Below are 14,419 nucleotides of genomic sequence, written 5' to 3' on the forward strand. Positions count from 1 at the left end.
CGTGCCGGGCGCAGAGATAACTTCGCAATGGTCGAAGCCGGCTAACCGATCGTTCCCTGTCGCAAGGACCGCAGCAGAAAGCGCGCAGGGTCGATGTCTTCGGCGAGATCGCGTTCGAGCGGCCACGGCTCGCCTTCGAGCTGCGAGGCGATCAGTTCAGCGCCGAGCGCGGCCCACACCAGCCCGCGAGAACCATAAGCGAATGCGCCGTACAGACCGTCGAGACGCGGCAGATCGAGCGGCCATGCGCCGCGCAGGCGGGCAGCATCGCGGGCGGCAGCGGCTTCGTCGGCGAGCTGGCCGATCATCGGCATGCGATCCGAGCTCACGCAGCGAAACGCAACGCGTCCGGCGAGCGAGGTCAGCGGCGCGGCATCGAGTGCGCTTGCGAACGACGGCAACATCTGCGCGACGCGCTCGATATTCTCGCGATGACCGTCCGTGCGCAGCGACCTGTCGGGGTCGTCGAGTTCATAGGTCGCGCCTGTCAGCGTGACATCGTTCGCGAGCGGCACGGCGTAGCCCTCGCCGATCACCGGCAGCGCAAGCGGCGCGACGGTACCCGCCGGCAGCAAGCTCAACTGACCACGAATGCTGCGTGTCGGCGCATGACGCAAGCCAGCGATGCGCGCAGCTTCATGCGCACCAGCGACGATCACGACCGGCGCTCGAGCGACTACCTTTCCCGCGATATCGAAGACGGTCCACTGATCGCCGGAACGTTCGAGCCGCGCGACGTCGACACCGAAGCGTCGTTCGAGCAAGCCGCCTGCCGATGCGAATTGCGCCGCGCACAGCGAAGCCGGATCGATCCAGCCGCCGCGCGGAAAGAACCAGCCGCCACGCGCGAGCGGCACGCCGGCGAGTCGCTCGGCATCGGACGCGCACACCGGCGTCACGTAGTCGGACGGATAGCGGAACGCGCCGATGGCCTCGCCGATTGCGCGCGCCTCGTCGTCGTCCGCGGCGATCTGCAGCAGACCGCGATCGCCGCGCGCGAGCCGATGCCCTGCACTTTCGAGCCCGGCCCAACGATTGAGCGCATACAGAAAGCCCGCCCGCGTGACGCGCGACGCGACGCTGTCGTCGCGCGAAATCATTGGGTGGAATACACCGGCTGGATTGCCAGACGCATCTTGTGCAACCGACGCATGCCGCTCGAGCGAAGTCACGCGCCAGCCGCGCGCCGCAAGCCGCTCGATCACCGCGCAGCCGGCCAGCCCCGCACCGATCACGACCGCGTGTCGTTCGTCGTGCCAGAACGGCGCGGGCGGCTCATAACGGCGCACACGCCAGCGCGGCGAGAAGCGGCCGACCAGCATCGCGCGTTTCCAGCCGAAGCCGTCGACCTTGCGATACTCGAAGCCGCATTGCGTCAATGCGCGTTTGACGTCGCCCGCGCTGCTATAGGTGGAGAAGGTCGCGTCATCGCCCGCGACGCGCGCGAGCGCCTTGAAGATCGCCGGGCTCCACAGCTCGGGATTTTTCGCGGGCGCAAAGCCATCCAGATAGAACGCATCGGCACGCAGCCGCAAGGTGGGCAGGCTGTCGAGCGCATCGGCGAAGATCAACGTCAGCACGACGCGGCCGCCTTCGAATTCGAGCCGGTGCGTGCCGGGCACGAGCATCGGCCAAGCGTTCGTGAGCGTGTCCGCGAGCCCGGCGATCAGCGGATCGGAGATCGTCGTTGCGTGAACGCGGCGCAGATCGGCGGCGCTAAACGGATGCTTTTCGGTCGACACGAAATGCAGCCGCTCGCAGCGAGCCGGATCGGCGCGCCATGCGGCCCACGTGACGAGAAAGTTGATGCCGATGCCAAAGCCGGTTTCGAGCACGGTGAACGTACGGCGGCTCTGCCATCTTTCCGGCAATTCGTTGCCGCGCAGAAAGACGTAGTGAGCCTGCTCGAGCGCGCCGACGGCGCTGTGATAGATGTCGTCGTAGTGTGGTGAAAAGGGGCTGCCGTTGTCGCGGAAAGCGAGGACGGCGGGGATCAGCGGATCGGTCATGCGCGACGGGAAAACACGCTCAAAAGGTCGCTCGAAAGAGCGGGTTCGATGGTTCGAGCCGGCGCGTGCTGCGCGCGAGTCGCCGTAAAAGACCCATCAGGACGCATTTAGACGCTTTGCTGCGTTGGCAAAAACCAACGCTAACCCCCGCCAGGACTGGGTTTCAGCCCTCGTTTAGGGGGTGCTGATGGGCAAAATTTCGATTTCCTTGCAAGAACGGCCCGAAAACCGTGCAATTCCTCGAAACCCTTATCCTGATTGGGTTTGCGCTGCGCTATCATAGCAAGCGCCGCGAAGGGAGCGGCAGCACGGCCGCCGAACAGGGTTTTGTCCGGCGCGGGAGATCGTCAGGATCAGGGCCGCAGCTGCTCGACGGCGCGGTGCGCGCACGTATAATCGGCGCGGTCGCGCTGTTCGTATCAACCTAAACTCAGAAAGGAACCTTAATGAACAAACAGGAACTGATCGACGCTGTCGCAGGACAGACGGGCGCCAGCAAGGCTCAAACCGGTGAAACGCTGGACACGTTGCTTGAAGTGATCAAGAAGTCTGTGTCGAAGGGTGAGGCGGTCCAGTTGATTGGCTTCGGTAGCTTTGGTTCGGGCAAGCGCGCAGCGCGTACGGGTCGTAATCCGAAGACCGGCGAAACTATCAAGATCCCGGCTGCCAAGACCGTCAAATTCACGGCAGGCAAGGCGTTCAAGGACTCGGTCAACAAGCGCTAGGCAGATTCCTGCCGGGCAGTTGACACCCGCGAGAAAAACCCGCCAGTGGCGGGTTTTTTTTCGTCCATGCATATGGTTCAAGCGCGGGACGTGCTTCGTTCAGTCATGACGATGCGCGTTCTCGCCGTGGTCATGTCCGCCATGTTCTCAGTCGTCGCCGTGCCCGTGATGATGATGGCCGCGATCATCATCATGATCGTGGTCGTCGAACTCCCACGCCGGGAACGGATCAGGGAACTGCTGCCAGGCTTGCGGCCCGAGCGCGTATTCGTCGTCGGTGAGCAGACAGGCGTCGAACTTCGCGCGCCAGATGGCGGGGTCGATATCCACGCCGATCAGCACGAACTCCTGACGACGATCGCCGATGCTGGTATCGTCCGGCGCGCCGTACCAGTCGGCGGCGATTTCGGCGGCCAACTCGTCGTCGCCTGCCGGCCATTCGCTGCGATCCTGCGCGGCCCACCACATGCCCGCCGGACCGTGCCGGCAAGCGCCACCGGCCTGCGATAGCGAACCGCCGATATCGTTGCGCGTCGCGAGCCAGAAGAATCCCTTGCTACGCAGTACGCCCTTCCACTCTCGATGCAGCAGCTCCCACAGCCGCTGCGGATGAAACGGCCGGCGTGCGCGATAGACGAAATGGCCGACGCCGTATTCGTCGGCTTCGCTGCGATGCATGTGGCCGTGTTGACCGCCGTGCTCGTGCTCGAGTGCCGCGAGCCAGCCCGGCGCATTCGACGCTTCGTCGAAATCGAAGCGTCCGGTGTTCACGATCTGGTCGAGCGGCACGTCGGCGAAGCGGCTCACGAGCTGCACCGCGCGCGGGTTCAGGCGTGCGAGGATGCGCTGCAAACGCGCGAGCTCGTCGGCGTTGACGAGATCGATCTTGTTCACGACGAGCACGTCACAAAACTCGATCTGCTCGATCAGCAATTCGACGATCGTACGGTCGTCGTCTTCGTCGACCGTGATGCCGCGTTCGGCGAGCGCATCGGCCGACGCGTAATCGCGCAGGAAGTTGAACGCATCGACGATCGTGACCATCGTATCGAGCCGCGCGACGTCGCCGAGCGACGCGCCTTCGTGGCCCTCGAATGTAATGGTTTCGGCACTCGACATTGGCTCGGCGATGCCGCTCGATTCGATCACGAGCGCGTCGAAGCGATTTTCGCCGGCGAGGCGACGGATTTCGTTTTGCAGCTCGCCGCGCAGCGTGCAGCAGATACAGCCGTTCTCAAGTTCAACGACCTGCTCGTCGACGCTCGACAGGTCGGCCGCCTGGCGCACGAGCGTCGGGTCGATATTGACCGCGGCGAGATCGTCGACGATCGCGGCGACGCGCAAACCGGCGCGATTCGCGAGGATGTGATTCAGGAGCGTGGTCTTGCCGGCGCCCAGAAAACCGGAGAGCACGGTGATGGGCAATAGCGGCTGGTTCATCGCGGTACGGAATACGGGAGGATTGAAAGGCGTGTCGGGAGCGGGGCCAAATGGTCGGCGTCGCTGCGACGGCGCGACAGCAGCATGAAGCCGCATTGTGCATTAAAAAGGGGCGCAGCCTGCGCAAGCGACAGCGCTGGACAAGCCTACTGCGCGGGCATCAACTTCCACCTGCGCAGAATCGCGGCGATCTGTTGCGAGTATTTGTCCCGCAAGGCCGGCGTCTCAGAGTGGTATGCTCCGACCGCCTGCCAGGTATTGCCGTACTTGTTCATCTGGCGGCGCAGATGCCACGCCGCGATATAAACGTTCTTGCACGGCTCCATCAGCGTGCCCTGCGAGATCCCGTACTGGGCGAGCACCGGCAGATGCACCGAATTGATCTGCATCACACCGTAGTCGGTCGAGCCGTTCGCGTTCTTGTGCTGCGCATCCGGCCGGTTGTGCGACTCCTGCCACGCGATAGCCCGTAAAATCAATGGGTTGACCTTCTGATACTTCGCCGCTTCGTCGAAGCAGTCGGCGCGCGCGGAGCCGGCTGCGACGAGCAGTGCGAGCGTAGCGGCGACGGTGACGAGCGGACTTTTCATCGGTCAACAGGACTGGATAAACCCGAGGTAAGAATCGGTAAGGCAGTTTGCCGGCCGCATTTCGGCCGCAACGGCAAGCTGGCCGGGCATTTGTCGAGCATCGGGGAAAACCCGCGTCAGCAAACACATAGCAGTGAGTCGAACGGCTCGTATCATACCGGCAGTCCGACCTTCGTCAAGTTGGCTAACCGACATAAGACCGTACAAAGCCGGGTAATGGCGTCCAGGTACGGTGCCGGTCAGCTTTCAATTTAATGACCACCCTGCGATTCCGTAAGGATTCGCATGAGGCCCCTTGTTTTGTTTCAAATCCGACATGAAAAGCTGTTACTGTTCGTTTTTTTCGGACGTCGGGACGCTGGAGCTCGAAGCGAAACTCGCTTTTGGGGCCGGCTCACAGACCGACCGGGCGGTAGCTTGCTGCCAGGTCCGCATCGCATGACCGTCGGTGGCAGAGGCTGCCGGCATCGATATCACATTCCATGAGAAGAAATTGTATGGCTTTGCGTCGCGTGGCAACGGCGCTGCTGGTGGCTGGACTGATCACCGCGCAGACGGCACAGGCAGAGGTGACACTCAACTTCGTCAACGCTGACATCGACCAGGTCGCCAAGGCGATCGGCGCGGCGACCGGCAAGACGATCATCGTCGATCCGCGGGTGAAGGGGCAACTGAACCTCGTGTCCGAAAACGCGGTACCCGAGGATCAGGCGCTCAAAACCCTGGAGTCCGCGCTGCGCATGCAGGGCTTCGCGCTCGTGCAGGATCACGGCGTGCTGAAAGTGGTGCCCGAGGCCGACGCCAAGCTGCAAGGCGTGCCGACCTACGTCGGCAACGCGCCGACGGCGCGCGGCGACCAGGTCGTCACGCAGGTCTTCACGCTGAGGAACGAATCGGCCAACAACCTGCTGCCGGTACTGCGTCCGCTGATTTCGCCGAACAACACCGTCGCGGCCTACCCCGCCAACAATACGATCGTCGTCACCGACTACGCCGACAACGTGCGGCGCATCGCGCAGATCATCGCGGGCATCGATAACGCGGCAGGCCAGTCGGTGGCGGTCGTGCCGCTGAAGAATGCGAATGCGATCGACATCGCGCAGCAGATGAACAAGATGCTCGATCCGGGCTCGATAGGCAGTACGGACGCGACGCTGAAGGTGTCGATCGCAGCGGATCCGCGCACCAACTCGCTACTGATGCGCGCGTCGAACACCGCACGTCTCGCGGCGGCAAAGGAGCTCGCGAAACAGCTCGACGTGCCGACCACGATGCCGGGCAACATGCACGTCGTGCCGCTGCGCAACGCGGACGCGACGAAGCTCGCGCGCACGCTGCGCAACATGCTCGGCAAGGGCGGCGGCGAAGGCTCGTCGGGCGGCGCGAACGAGGCGAACTCGTTCAACCAGAACAGCAGTGGTGGTGGCGGCGGCGGCGGTCTGTCGAACGCCAGCAATTCGACGGGCACGTCGGGCACGCCACCGTTGCCGTCAGGCGGACTCGGCGGCAGCTCGATGAACTCGCCGTTGGGCGGCGGCGCCTCGGGCTCGAATAGCAATAGTGGCGGCTTTCTCGGCGGAGAGAAGGAGAAGAGCGAAGACCAGGGCGGCGGCATGATCACGGCCGATCCCGCAACCAACTCGCTAATCATCACGGCGCCCGAAGCGACGTACCGCAACTTGCGCGCGGTGATCGACCAGCTCGATGCACGTCGCGCGCAGGTGTATATCGAGGCGCTGCTCGTCGAGCTGAACTCGAATACAAGCGGCAACCTCGGGATTCAGTGGCAGGTCGCGAACGGTAACTTGTATGCCGGTACCAACCTGTCGACTGGCTCGGGCAACAGCATCGTCAACCTGACGGCGGCCGCGGCCGCTGCCGGCTCGACCGGCGGTCTCGCTACGGCACTGGGCGCCTCGAACTTGCAACAGGGCCTGAACGTTGGCTGGATCCACAACATTTTCGGCGTGCAGGGTCTCGGCGCGCTGCTGCAGGCGCTGTCGCAGACCGCCGACGCGAACGTGCTGTCCACGCCGAACCTGATCACGCTCGACAACGAAGAAGCGAAGATTATCGTCGGTACCAACGTGCCGATCCAGACCGGTTCGTACTCGAACCTGACGAGCGGCACGACGAGCGCGGCGTTCAACACGTACGACCGTGTCGACGTCGGTCTGACGCTACACGTGAAGCCGCAGATTACCGACGGCGGCATCCTGAAGCTGCAGCTCTACACCGAAGATTCGGCGATCGTGAACGGTACGAACAACGCGGCGACGAACCCGGCGGGCCCGGAATTCACGAAGCGTTCGATCCAGTCGACCGTACTGTGCGATAACGGCGAGATCATCGTGCTCGGCGGCCTGATGCAGGATAACTACCAGGTCAGCAACAGCAAGGTGCCGCTGCTCGGCGACATTCCGTGGCTGGGCCAGCTGTTCCGCTCCGAGCAGAAGGACCGCAACAAGACTAACCTGATGGTATTCCTGCGCCCGGTCATTCTCGCCGATCGCGACACCACCCAGGCCGTCACGGCGAACCGCTACGACTACGTCCAGGGTGTGCAGGGTGCGTACCGTTCGGACAACAACATCATGAAGGATCGCGACGATCCGGTCGTGCCGCCGATGCCGCTCGGCCCGAGCCAGGGCGGTGTGCCGGCGCTGAACCTGTTCGATCTGAACCAGATGCGCCGCCAGCAGATGATGCCGCAGCAGGCACCGCAACAGGTGCCTCAACAGGTACCGCCGCAGGTCGTGCCGCAAGCCAACGCTCAGCCCACCACGCAACCTGTGCCGCAAACGATGCCGCAAACCGTGCCGCAACCGGCGGTCGTCGATTCGGCCAGCGGAGTGGTGCCGAGTACGGTATCGCCGGGAGCGCGTCCGTGACGCAGACGTCCGCGCAAACCGCGCCATCGCAAGGTCTGTTGAACGGCGACGCCGCCGCCGGCGGGCGCGTGGCGCCCTCGCCGCTCGCCGCCCGGCTCGTGCCGTACGGTTTCGCGCGCAGCGGCCAGATCCTGGTCGCGCATCAGTATGCCGACAGCCTCGAAGTCTGGATCAGCGAGCGCACGAGCGAAGCCGCGCTTGCCGAAATCGCGCGCAACTACGGCACGGTATCGGTGGTGCGCGTGCCCGCCGACGATCTCGCGCAGGCGATCAACCAGGCCTATGCGCGCCAGGACGGCAGCGCTGCGCAGGTGGTCGGTGAAGTGGAAGGCGAAGTCGATCTGTCGCGTCTGATGCAGGACATTCCCGAGGTCGAGGATCTGCTCGAATCGGAAGACGACGCGCCGATCATCCGCATGATCAACGCGCTGCTCACGCAAGCCGCGCGCGAACAAGCATCGGATATTCATATCGAGCCGTTCGAGAATGCGTCCGTGGTGCGCTTTCGCGTCGACGGCACGCTGCGCGACGTGGTGCGGCCGAAAAAAGCGCTGCACGGCGCGCTGATCTCGCGGATCAAGATCATGGCGCAGCTCGACATCGCGGAGAAACGTCTGCCGCAGGACGGCCGCATTACGCTGCGCGTCGGCGGTCGTCCGGTCGACGTGCGCGTATCGACGCTGCCCACCGGCCACGGCGAGCGCGCGGTGCTGCGGCTGCTCGAAAAAGACGCGGCGCGACTGAATCTCGAAGCGCTGGGCATGGCATCCGACACGCTCGGCAAGTTCGACAAGCTGATCGGCAAGCCACACGGCATCGTGCTCGTAACGGGCCCGACCGGCTCCGGCAAGACCACGACGCTGTATGCGTCGATGTCGCGACTGGAGACGGCGACCACCAACATCATGACGGTGGAGGACCCGATCGAATACGACCTGTCCGGCATCGGCCAGACCCAGGTCAACGAGCGGATCGGCATGAGCTTCGCGCGCGCGTTGCGCTCGATTCTGCGTCAGGATCCGGACATCATCATGATCGGTGAAATCCGCGACCTCGAAACCGCGCAGATCGCGGTGCAGGCCTCGCTGACCGGCCACCTGGTGCTCGCGACGCTGCACACGAACGACGCGGCATCCGCGGTCACGCGTCTGACCGACATGGGCGTCGAGCCGTATCTGCTCGCCTCGTCGCTGCTCGGCGTGCTCGCGCAGCGGCTCGTGCGGCGGCTGTGCCCGGTGTGCCGCGAAGAGCGCACCGAGGAAGACGGCAGCAAGCGCTGGCATCCGGTCGGCTGCGACCGTTGTGGCCAATCCGGTTACGCGGGACGGCGCGGCGTCTACGAGCTGCTGCTGATCGATGAGACGATCCGTTCGCTGATCCACCGCAACGCGGCGGACGCCGAAATTCTCGAAGCGGGCCGCGCGCACGGCATGCGCACGCTGCGCGAGGATTCGGAGCGCTGGCTCGCATCGGGACTGACGTCGCTCGAAGAAGTGATTCGCGTGACGGGCGGAGCATAAGCGCATGCCGGCATTCCGTTTCGAAGCGATCGACGCGGCGGGCAAGGCACAAAAGGGCGTGCTCGACGCCGACAGTGCGCGCGGCGCGCGGACCAACCTGCGCTCGCAGGGACTCACTCCGCTCGTCGTCGAACCGGCGGCGTCGCGCACCCGCGGCGAGCGCAATCAGCGGCTCGCGCTCGGGCGTCGTCTGTCGCAGCGCGAGCAGGCCATTCTGACGCGGCAGCTCGCGAGTCTGCTGATCGCGGGTCTGCCGCTCGACGAAGCGCTCGCGGTGCTCACCGAGCAGTCGGAGCGCGACTACATCCGCGAGCTGATGGCGGCGATTCGCGCCGAAGTGCTCGGCGGTCATTCGCTCGCGAATGCGCTGCAGCAGCATCCGAAGGACTTCCCCGAGATCTACCGGGCGCTCGTCGCGGCCGGCGAACACACGGGCAAGCTCGGCCTGGTGCTGTCGCGGCTCGCCGACTACATCGAGCAGCGCAATGCACTGAAGCAGAAGATCGTGCTGGCGTTCACGTATCCGACGATCGTCACGATCATCGCGTTCGGCATCGTCACGTTCCTGCTCAGCTATGTGGTGCCGCAGGTCGTCAACGTGTTCGCGAGCACCAAGCAGCAACTGCCATTCCTGACGATCGTGATGATGGCGCTGTCCGGCTTCGTGCGGCACTGGTGGTGGGCGATGCTGATCGGCGCGATCGTGGTCGTCTATCTGGTGCGCGCGACCCTCAGGCAACCGGGCCCACGGCTCGCCTTCGACCGCTGGCTGCTGACCGCGCCGCTGATCGGCAAGCTCGTGCGCGGCTATAACACGGTCCGCTTCGCCAGCACGCTCGGCATTCTGACCGCGGCGGGCGTGCCGATTCTGCGCGCGCTGCAAGCCGCGGCCGAAACGCTCAGCAACAATGCGATGCGCGAGAACATCGACGACGCGATCGTGCGAGTGCGCGAAGGTACGTCGCTGTCGCGCGCGCTCGGCAACACGAAGACGTTTCCGCCGGTGCTCGTGCACCTGATCCGCTCGGGCGAAGCGACCGGCGACGTGACGACGATGCTCGATCGCGCGGCCGATGGCGAAGCGCGCGAGCTGGAGCGTCGCACGATGTTCCTGACGAGCCTGCTGGAGCCGCTGCTGATCCTGGCGATGGGGGGCGTGGTGCTGGTGATCGTGCTCGCGGTGATGCTGCCGATCATCGAACTGAACAACCTCGTGCAGTAGTAGTCGTCGTAGCGCGAGGAAGGAAGAGAAAGGATTTGCGCGGCATGCGGTATCAGCCGCGCAACCGCTTCGGGTTTCAGCGCACGTAAATGGTGGGACCGCTGGAGTTGGGGGGCAGGAAGATTTCCGAGTGGGCGCCGTTGCGGTCGATGATGATCGAGCGGGCGCGGACTTCGGAGAGCCTGGTGCCTTGCATCAGCGTGCTGCCGAGCGACACCGCGCGCGGCGGCTCGCCACCGACGCTGACGATCGCCGCGGCGCCTTCGCTCAACGCGAGGATGCCGAAGAGATGGATGTCCTGATTGACGTTGCGCGTGAGCTGTCCGCCGAACAGCGTCGCGGCCTGATCGGTCGAGACCTGCGCATGCGCCGCCGCAGCCGGCAACGGCGCGCCGGACAACGTGATGAGCGTGATGACCCAGTAGGTCAGCGTCGCGCAGAAAGCGGCGAACAGCGCGAGCGACAGGAGGCGGATTTGGATGGCGTTCATGCGCACATTGTACGGACTATTGTGAAAATTGCGGTGGGTTGAAACCCTTCAACTGCATGACATTAAAATGACGGCCCGGCGTGTTCAATCTGATAAGCCGGGCCGAAAATTTCACCTGAAAAGAGGTAGCAACCTATGCAACTGTCGACCATTCGCCGCGCTGACAACGCGGGTTCGCGCGGCCGTCGTCAACGCGGTTTCACGCTGATCGAAATCATGGTCGTGATCGCCATTCTCGGCATTCTCGCCGCGCTGATCGTGCCGAAGATCATGAGCCGTCCGGACGAAGCGCGGCGCGTTGCCGCGAAGCAGGACATCGGCACCGTGATGCAGGCGTTGAAGCTCTATCGCCTCGACAACGGCCGCTATCCGACCCAGGAGCAAGGCCTGCACGCACTGATCGAAAAGCCGTCCACCGACCCGGTGCCGAACAACTGGAAGGACGGCGGCTATCTCGAGCGTCTGCCGAACGATCCGTGGGGCAATGCGTACCAGTACCTGAATCCCGGCGTGCACGGCGAGGTCGATGTGTTCAGCTACGGCGCCGATGGCAAACCGGGCGGCGAAGGCAACGACGCCGACGTCGGGTCCTGGCAATGAACAGGCTGAACCTGGCATCCCGGCAGACTCGATGATGTTCATGCACGCGCCCTCCTTGCCACCGGTTCGGCCGCTCGTTTCGCCAGGCGCCCTGCCCGCCACGCCGTTATGTTCGCGGCGCGTGCAAGCGTGCGTGCTTCACCGATGCATTGCTGTATGAATTTCCGTTGATCGTCGATGGCCGGCACTATGCGCACGTCCGCTTGCAAGTCCCGTGTGGACACTCCGTGTACGGCTTCGCGGCCGCGCTCCCGCCTGCGCCGCCGCCGCGCGGCAGGCTTCACGCTGCTCGAAATGATGGTCGTGCTCGTGATCGCGGGCCTGCTCGTGTCGCTGACCGCGGTCACGATGACCCGCAATCCGCGCACCGATCTGAACGAGGAAGCGCAGCGTCTCGCGCTGCTGTTCGAATCGGCTGGCGATGAAGCGCAGGTGCGCGCGCGGCCGATCGCGTGGCAGCCGTTCGAGGGCGGCTTCCGTTTCGATCAACGCACCCAGGACGGCTGGCGTCCGCTGCGCGACGATCTGCTCGGACCGCGTCAGTGGGAAGGCGGCGTGACCAGTGTCGCGATCAGTTACCCGGGCTCGGATTCGCACGCCGATCGCATCGTGTTCGGTACCGAGGCGATCGACGTGCCGGTGCAGGTCACGCTGTTTTCGGCGGCCGGCCAGGCGACCATCGTCGGTACCGGCAATGGCCGCTACGAGGTGCGCTGAGATGCGGATGCTTCGCTATGGCAGGTCGGTCCGTGCCCCTTCCCTCTTCATGATGCGCGATGTCGGGTGCCGCGAGGAGCGTGGCTTCACGATGATCGAGGTGCTGGTCGCGCTCGCCATCATCGCGATCGCGCTTGCCGCGTCGCTGCGCGCGGTCGGCAGTCTCGCGAGCGGCGAAGCCGATCTGCACCGGCGTCTGCTCGCCGGCTGGAGCGCGGACAACGCGCTCGCGGACCTTCATCTGAAGCATGCATGGCCCAACATCGGCTCAACGAGCTTCGATTGCTCGCAAGGCAATCTGCAACTGCGCTGTACCGAGCATGTGACGGCGACGCCGAATCCGGTGTTTCGCCGTGTCGAAGTGATGGTGACGATGCCAGGGCAGTCCGGCAATCTCGCGCAGATGGTCACGGTGGTCGCGAATGAAAACAACCGCTCGCTGTGAGCGCCGCCGCCGTTATGGCGCGCGCGGCTTCACGCTGATCGAACTGCTGGTCGCGATCGCGATCCTCGCGGTGATCGCCGTGCTGTCATGGCGCGGGCTCGATCAGATCATCCGCGGCCGCACGACGATCACGAACGCGATGGAAGACGAACGCGTGTTCGCGCAGCTGTTCGACCAGATGCGCATCGACGCACGCCAGGCCGCCAGCGACGACGAATCGGGCCAGGCCGCGGTCTCGGTGTCCGGCAACGCGCTGCAGATCGTGCGGCACATGGTGCTGCCGGCCACCGCGCCGCGTCTGCAGGTGGTGCGCTATCAGATCTCGAACGGCCGCGTGGTGCGCTACGCGTCGCCGCCGCTCGGCAACGTCGGCGAATTGCGGCGCGCGTTGCACGGCAGCGACGAAGGCTGGAGCGCGGTGCCGCTGATGGGTGGCGTCGGCTCGATCTCGGCGCGCATGTACGTGCCGAAGCTCGGCTGGACCATACGGATGAACGACGTACAGACCGCGCTGACCGAAGCCGTCAACAACCTGAAGGTGCCGCAGCTCGGCAACGCGCCGATGCCGCGCTCGGTGACGGGGCTCGAGGTCAGCATCGGCGCAACATCGCTCGCGCGGCCGGTCACGCGCGTTTTTCTGGTCGGAGAATGACATGACGTTCTCCTCGTCGTCGAAAAAGTCGGCATCCGGTTCGCGCGTGGCCGGCGCGCGCGAGCGCGGCGTGGCCATCATCAGCGCGCTGCTCGTGGTCGCGCTGTCGGCGATCCTCGTGTCCGGCATGTTGTGGCGCCAGCAGGTACAAATCCGGCGCATCGAGAATCAGCGGCTGTTGTCGCAGGCGCAATGGGTCGCGCGCGGCGCGCTCGACTGGACCCGGCTGATTCTGCGCTCCGAAGGCGATACGTCGGCTGGCATCACGTATCTGGGCGGCTTGTGGGGCGTGCCGATCGCGAAAACCCGGCTGTCGGATTTTCTCGGCCAGATTGGCGAGGTACGCGCTGAGCAAGGCGCGGCCACCTACCTGTCGGGATCGATCGAGGACGCGCAGTCCCGATTCAATCTGCGCAATCTGGTCGCAAGTCCGGCGCCCGGCGTGACGCAAATCAGCGCCGAGCAGATGGCCGCGTATCAGCGCCTGCTGGTGTCGCTCGGCCTGAGCGGGCAGCTCGCCAAAGTGACCGCGCTGCACGTGCGCGCGGGGCTGTCGCAATCGGCGACGCGCTTTCAGACCGGCACGTCGATCAGCAGCACGCCGCAGGTGGGTGGCGGCGGCGGTATGACGGGCGGCAACTTCACGAACCAGCCCGGCATCGAGGACGGCGACGACAACGTGGCGGTCGCGCCGCTGCTGATGACGAGCGTCGATTCGCTGCTCGACATTCCGGGCTACACGCCGGAGATCGTCGCGAAGCTGCGGCCGTTCGTCACCGTGCTGCCTACGACCACCGCGATCAACATGAACACCGCGTCGGCCGAAGTGATCGCGGCGGTGGTGCCGGGCATGACCGTGTCGCAGGCGCAAGCACTCGTCGCGCGGCGCCAGACCGTGTTTTTCCGCAACGTCGGCGACGTGCAGCTCGCGCTGACCGCCGCCGGTGTGCAATCGGTGTCGATCGATCCGAATGAGTTCGACGTCAATTCGAGCTACTTTTTAGTCCACGGCAGTGTGCAGCACGAGCGCGCCGAAGTGGATCGCACGACGCTCGTCTATCGCGATCCGCTAACTCACACCACGCGTATCGTGCGGGTACAAGACCAACTATGAACAA

At 64.8% G+C, this 14,419-nt stretch carries 14 protein-coding genes; 10 read left to right on the top strand and 4 right to left on the bottom strand.

Annotated elements, in window-relative coordinates; translation table 11 throughout:
- Window positions 1-41: 41 nt before the first annotated feature.
- A complete protein-coding gene (gene mnmC / locus HDG32_RS19330; RefSeq protein WP_184069883.1) occupies window positions 42-2,009 on the bottom strand; it encodes a bifunctional tRNA (5-methylaminomethyl-2-thiouridine)(34)-methyltransferase MnmD/FAD-dependent 5-carboxymethylaminomethyl-2-thiouridine(34) oxidoreductase MnmC in 1,968 nt (655 codons plus the stop codon).
- 230 nt (window positions 2,010-2,239) lie between these two features.
- On the opposite strand from mnmC, the gene HDG32_RS19335 reads away from it, so the two are divergent.
- Window positions 2,240-2,437, top strand: coding sequence for a hypothetical protein (locus HDG32_RS19335; RefSeq protein ID WP_090802341.1), 198 nt, complete (start codon window positions 2,240-2,242; stop codon window positions 2,435-2,437).
- 18 nt (window positions 2,438-2,455) lie between these two features.
- Window positions 2,456-2,734 carry an HU family DNA-binding protein gene (locus HDG32_RS19340; protein WP_018418891.1) on the top strand — a complete coding sequence of 93 codons (279 nt, stop codon included), beginning with the start codon at window positions 2,456-2,458 and terminating at the stop codon, window positions 2,732-2,734.
- 147 nt (window positions 2,735-2,881) lie between these two features.
- Here HDG32_RS19340 and HDG32_RS19345 read toward each other — a convergent pair whose 3' ends face one another.
- Both HDG32_RS19345 and HDG32_RS19350 read right to left on the bottom strand, forming a co-directional pair.
- Entirely contained in the window at window positions 2,882-4,174 is a 1,293-nt protein-coding gene (locus tag HDG32_RS19345; protein WP_184069885.1) for a GTP-binding protein, read from the bottom strand.
- A 146-nt stretch (window positions 4,175-4,320) separates the two neighbouring features.
- Window positions 4,321-4,764, bottom strand: coding sequence for a lytic transglycosylase domain-containing protein (locus tag HDG32_RS19350; RefSeq protein WP_090802338.1), 444 nt, complete (start codon window positions 4,762-4,764; stop codon window positions 4,321-4,323).
- 497 nt (window positions 4,765-5,261) lie between these two features.
- On the opposite strand from HDG32_RS19350, the gene gspD reads away from it, so the two are divergent.
- The 3 genes from gspD to gspF are packed head-to-tail and all read left to right on the top strand — an operon-like array spanning window position 5,262 to window position 10,397.
- A complete protein-coding gene (gene gspD / locus HDG32_RS19355) occupies window positions 5,262-7,655 on the top strand; it encodes a type II secretion system secretin GspD (RefSeq protein ID WP_184069887.1) in 2,394 nt (797 codons plus the stop codon).
- A 35-nt stretch (window positions 7,656-7,690) separates the two neighbouring features.
- Window positions 7,691-9,175 carry a type II secretion system ATPase GspE gene (gene gspE / locus HDG32_RS19360; RefSeq protein ID WP_221307807.1) on the top strand — a complete coding sequence of 495 codons (1,485 nt, stop codon included), beginning with the start codon at window positions 7,691-7,693 and terminating at the stop codon, window positions 9,173-9,175.
- Window positions 9,176-9,179: 4 nt separating this feature from the next.
- Entirely contained in the window at window positions 9,180-10,397 is a 1,218-nt protein-coding gene (gene gspF, locus HDG32_RS19365; protein WP_184036826.1) for a type II secretion system inner membrane protein GspF, read from the top strand.
- 76 nt (window positions 10,398-10,473) lie between these two features.
- Here the strand turns inward: gspF and HDG32_RS19370 are convergent, their stop codons facing one another.
- The gene (locus HDG32_RS19370; protein ID WP_184069892.1) at window positions 10,474-10,887 is read right to left on the bottom strand and encodes a type II secretion system protein N; all 414 of its coding nucleotides are present in this window, start codon (window positions 10,885-10,887) and stop codon (window positions 10,474-10,476) included.
- A gap of 135 nt (window positions 10,888-11,022) precedes the next feature.
- Between HDG32_RS19370 and gspG the strand changes: the two genes are divergently transcribed.
- From gspG to gspK, 5 genes are all read left to right on the top strand, one after another.
- Entirely contained in the window at window positions 11,023-11,487 is a 465-nt protein-coding gene (gspG, locus tag HDG32_RS19375) for a type II secretion system major pseudopilin GspG (RefSeq protein WP_184069894.1), read from the top strand.
- 189 nt (window positions 11,488-11,676) lie between these two features.
- Window positions 11,677-12,204 carry a GspH/FimT family pseudopilin gene (locus tag HDG32_RS19380; protein WP_409259081.1) on the top strand — a complete coding sequence of 176 codons (528 nt, stop codon included), beginning with the start codon at window positions 11,677-11,679 and terminating at the stop codon, window positions 12,202-12,204.
- A gap of 52 nt (window positions 12,205-12,256) precedes the next feature.
- Window positions 12,257-12,649, top strand: coding sequence for a type II secretion system minor pseudopilin GspI (gene gspI / locus HDG32_RS19385; protein WP_184069951.1), 393 nt, complete (start codon window positions 12,257-12,259; stop codon window positions 12,647-12,649).
- Window positions 12,627-13,301 carry a type II secretion system protein J gene (locus HDG32_RS19390; RefSeq protein WP_184069896.1) on the top strand — a complete coding sequence of 225 codons (675 nt, stop codon included), beginning with the start codon at window positions 12,627-12,629 and terminating at the stop codon, window positions 13,299-13,301. Before gspI ends, HDG32_RS19390 begins: the two co-directional genes overlap by 23 nt.
- Window position 13,302: 1 nt before the next feature.
- On the top strand, window positions 13,303-14,415 hold the full coding sequence (gene gspK, locus HDG32_RS19395; RefSeq protein ID WP_184069898.1) for a type II secretion system minor pseudopilin GspK: 1,113 nt from the start codon (window positions 13,303-13,305) through the stop codon (window positions 14,413-14,415).
- The last annotated feature ends 4 nt before the right edge of the window (window positions 14,416-14,419 follow it).

Source organism: Paraburkholderia sp. CI2, from assembly GCF_014201055.1.
Lineage (GTDB): Bacteria > Pseudomonadota > Gammaproteobacteria > Burkholderiales > Burkholderiaceae > Paraburkholderia > Paraburkholderia tuberum.

Excerpts from the sequence above, each read along its gene's own strand:
- HDG32_RS19340 (WP_018418891.1), top strand. The coding sequence starts at position 2,456 with ATGAACAAACAGGAACTGATCGACGCTGTCGCAGGACAGACGGGCGCC.
- gspG (WP_184069894.1), top strand. The coding sequence starts at position 11,023 with ATGCAACTGTCGACCATTCGCCGCGCTGACAACGCGGGTTCGCGCGGC.
- HDG32_RS19345 (WP_184069885.1), bottom strand. The coding sequence starts at position 4,174 with ATGAACCAGCCGCTATTGCCCATCACCGTGCTCTCCGGTTTTCTGGGC.
- HDG32_RS19370 (WP_184069892.1), bottom strand. The coding sequence starts at position 10,887 with ATGAACGCCATCCAAATCCGCCTCCTGTCGCTCGCGCTGTTCGCCGCT.
- gspF (WP_184036826.1), top strand. The coding sequence starts at position 9,180 with ATGCCGGCATTCCGTTTCGAAGCGATCGACGCGGCGGGCAAGGCACAA.
- HDG32_RS19390 (WP_184069896.1), top strand. The coding sequence starts at position 12,627 with ATGAAAACAACCGCTCGCTGTGAGCGCCGCCGCCGTTATGGCGCGCGC.
- HDG32_RS19380 (WP_409259081.1), top strand. The coding sequence starts at position 11,677 with ATGCGCACGTCCGCTTGCAAGTCCCGTGTGGACACTCCGTGTACGGCT.
- mnmC (WP_184069883.1), bottom strand. The coding sequence starts at position 2,009 with ATGACCGATCCGCTGATCCCCGCCGTCCTCGCTTTCCGCGACAACGGC.
- gspD (WP_184069887.1), top strand. The coding sequence starts at position 5,262 with ATGGCTTTGCGTCGCGTGGCAACGGCGCTGCTGGTGGCTGGACTGATC.
- HDG32_RS19350 (WP_090802338.1), bottom strand. The coding sequence starts at position 4,764 with ATGAAAAGTCCGCTCGTCACCGTCGCCGCTACGCTCGCACTGCTCGTC.
- gspI (WP_184069951.1), top strand. The coding sequence starts at position 12,257 with ATGCGCGATGTCGGGTGCCGCGAGGAGCGTGGCTTCACGATGATCGAG.
- gspK (WP_184069898.1), top strand. The coding sequence starts at position 13,303 with ATGACGTTCTCCTCGTCGTCGAAAAAGTCGGCATCCGGTTCGCGCGTG.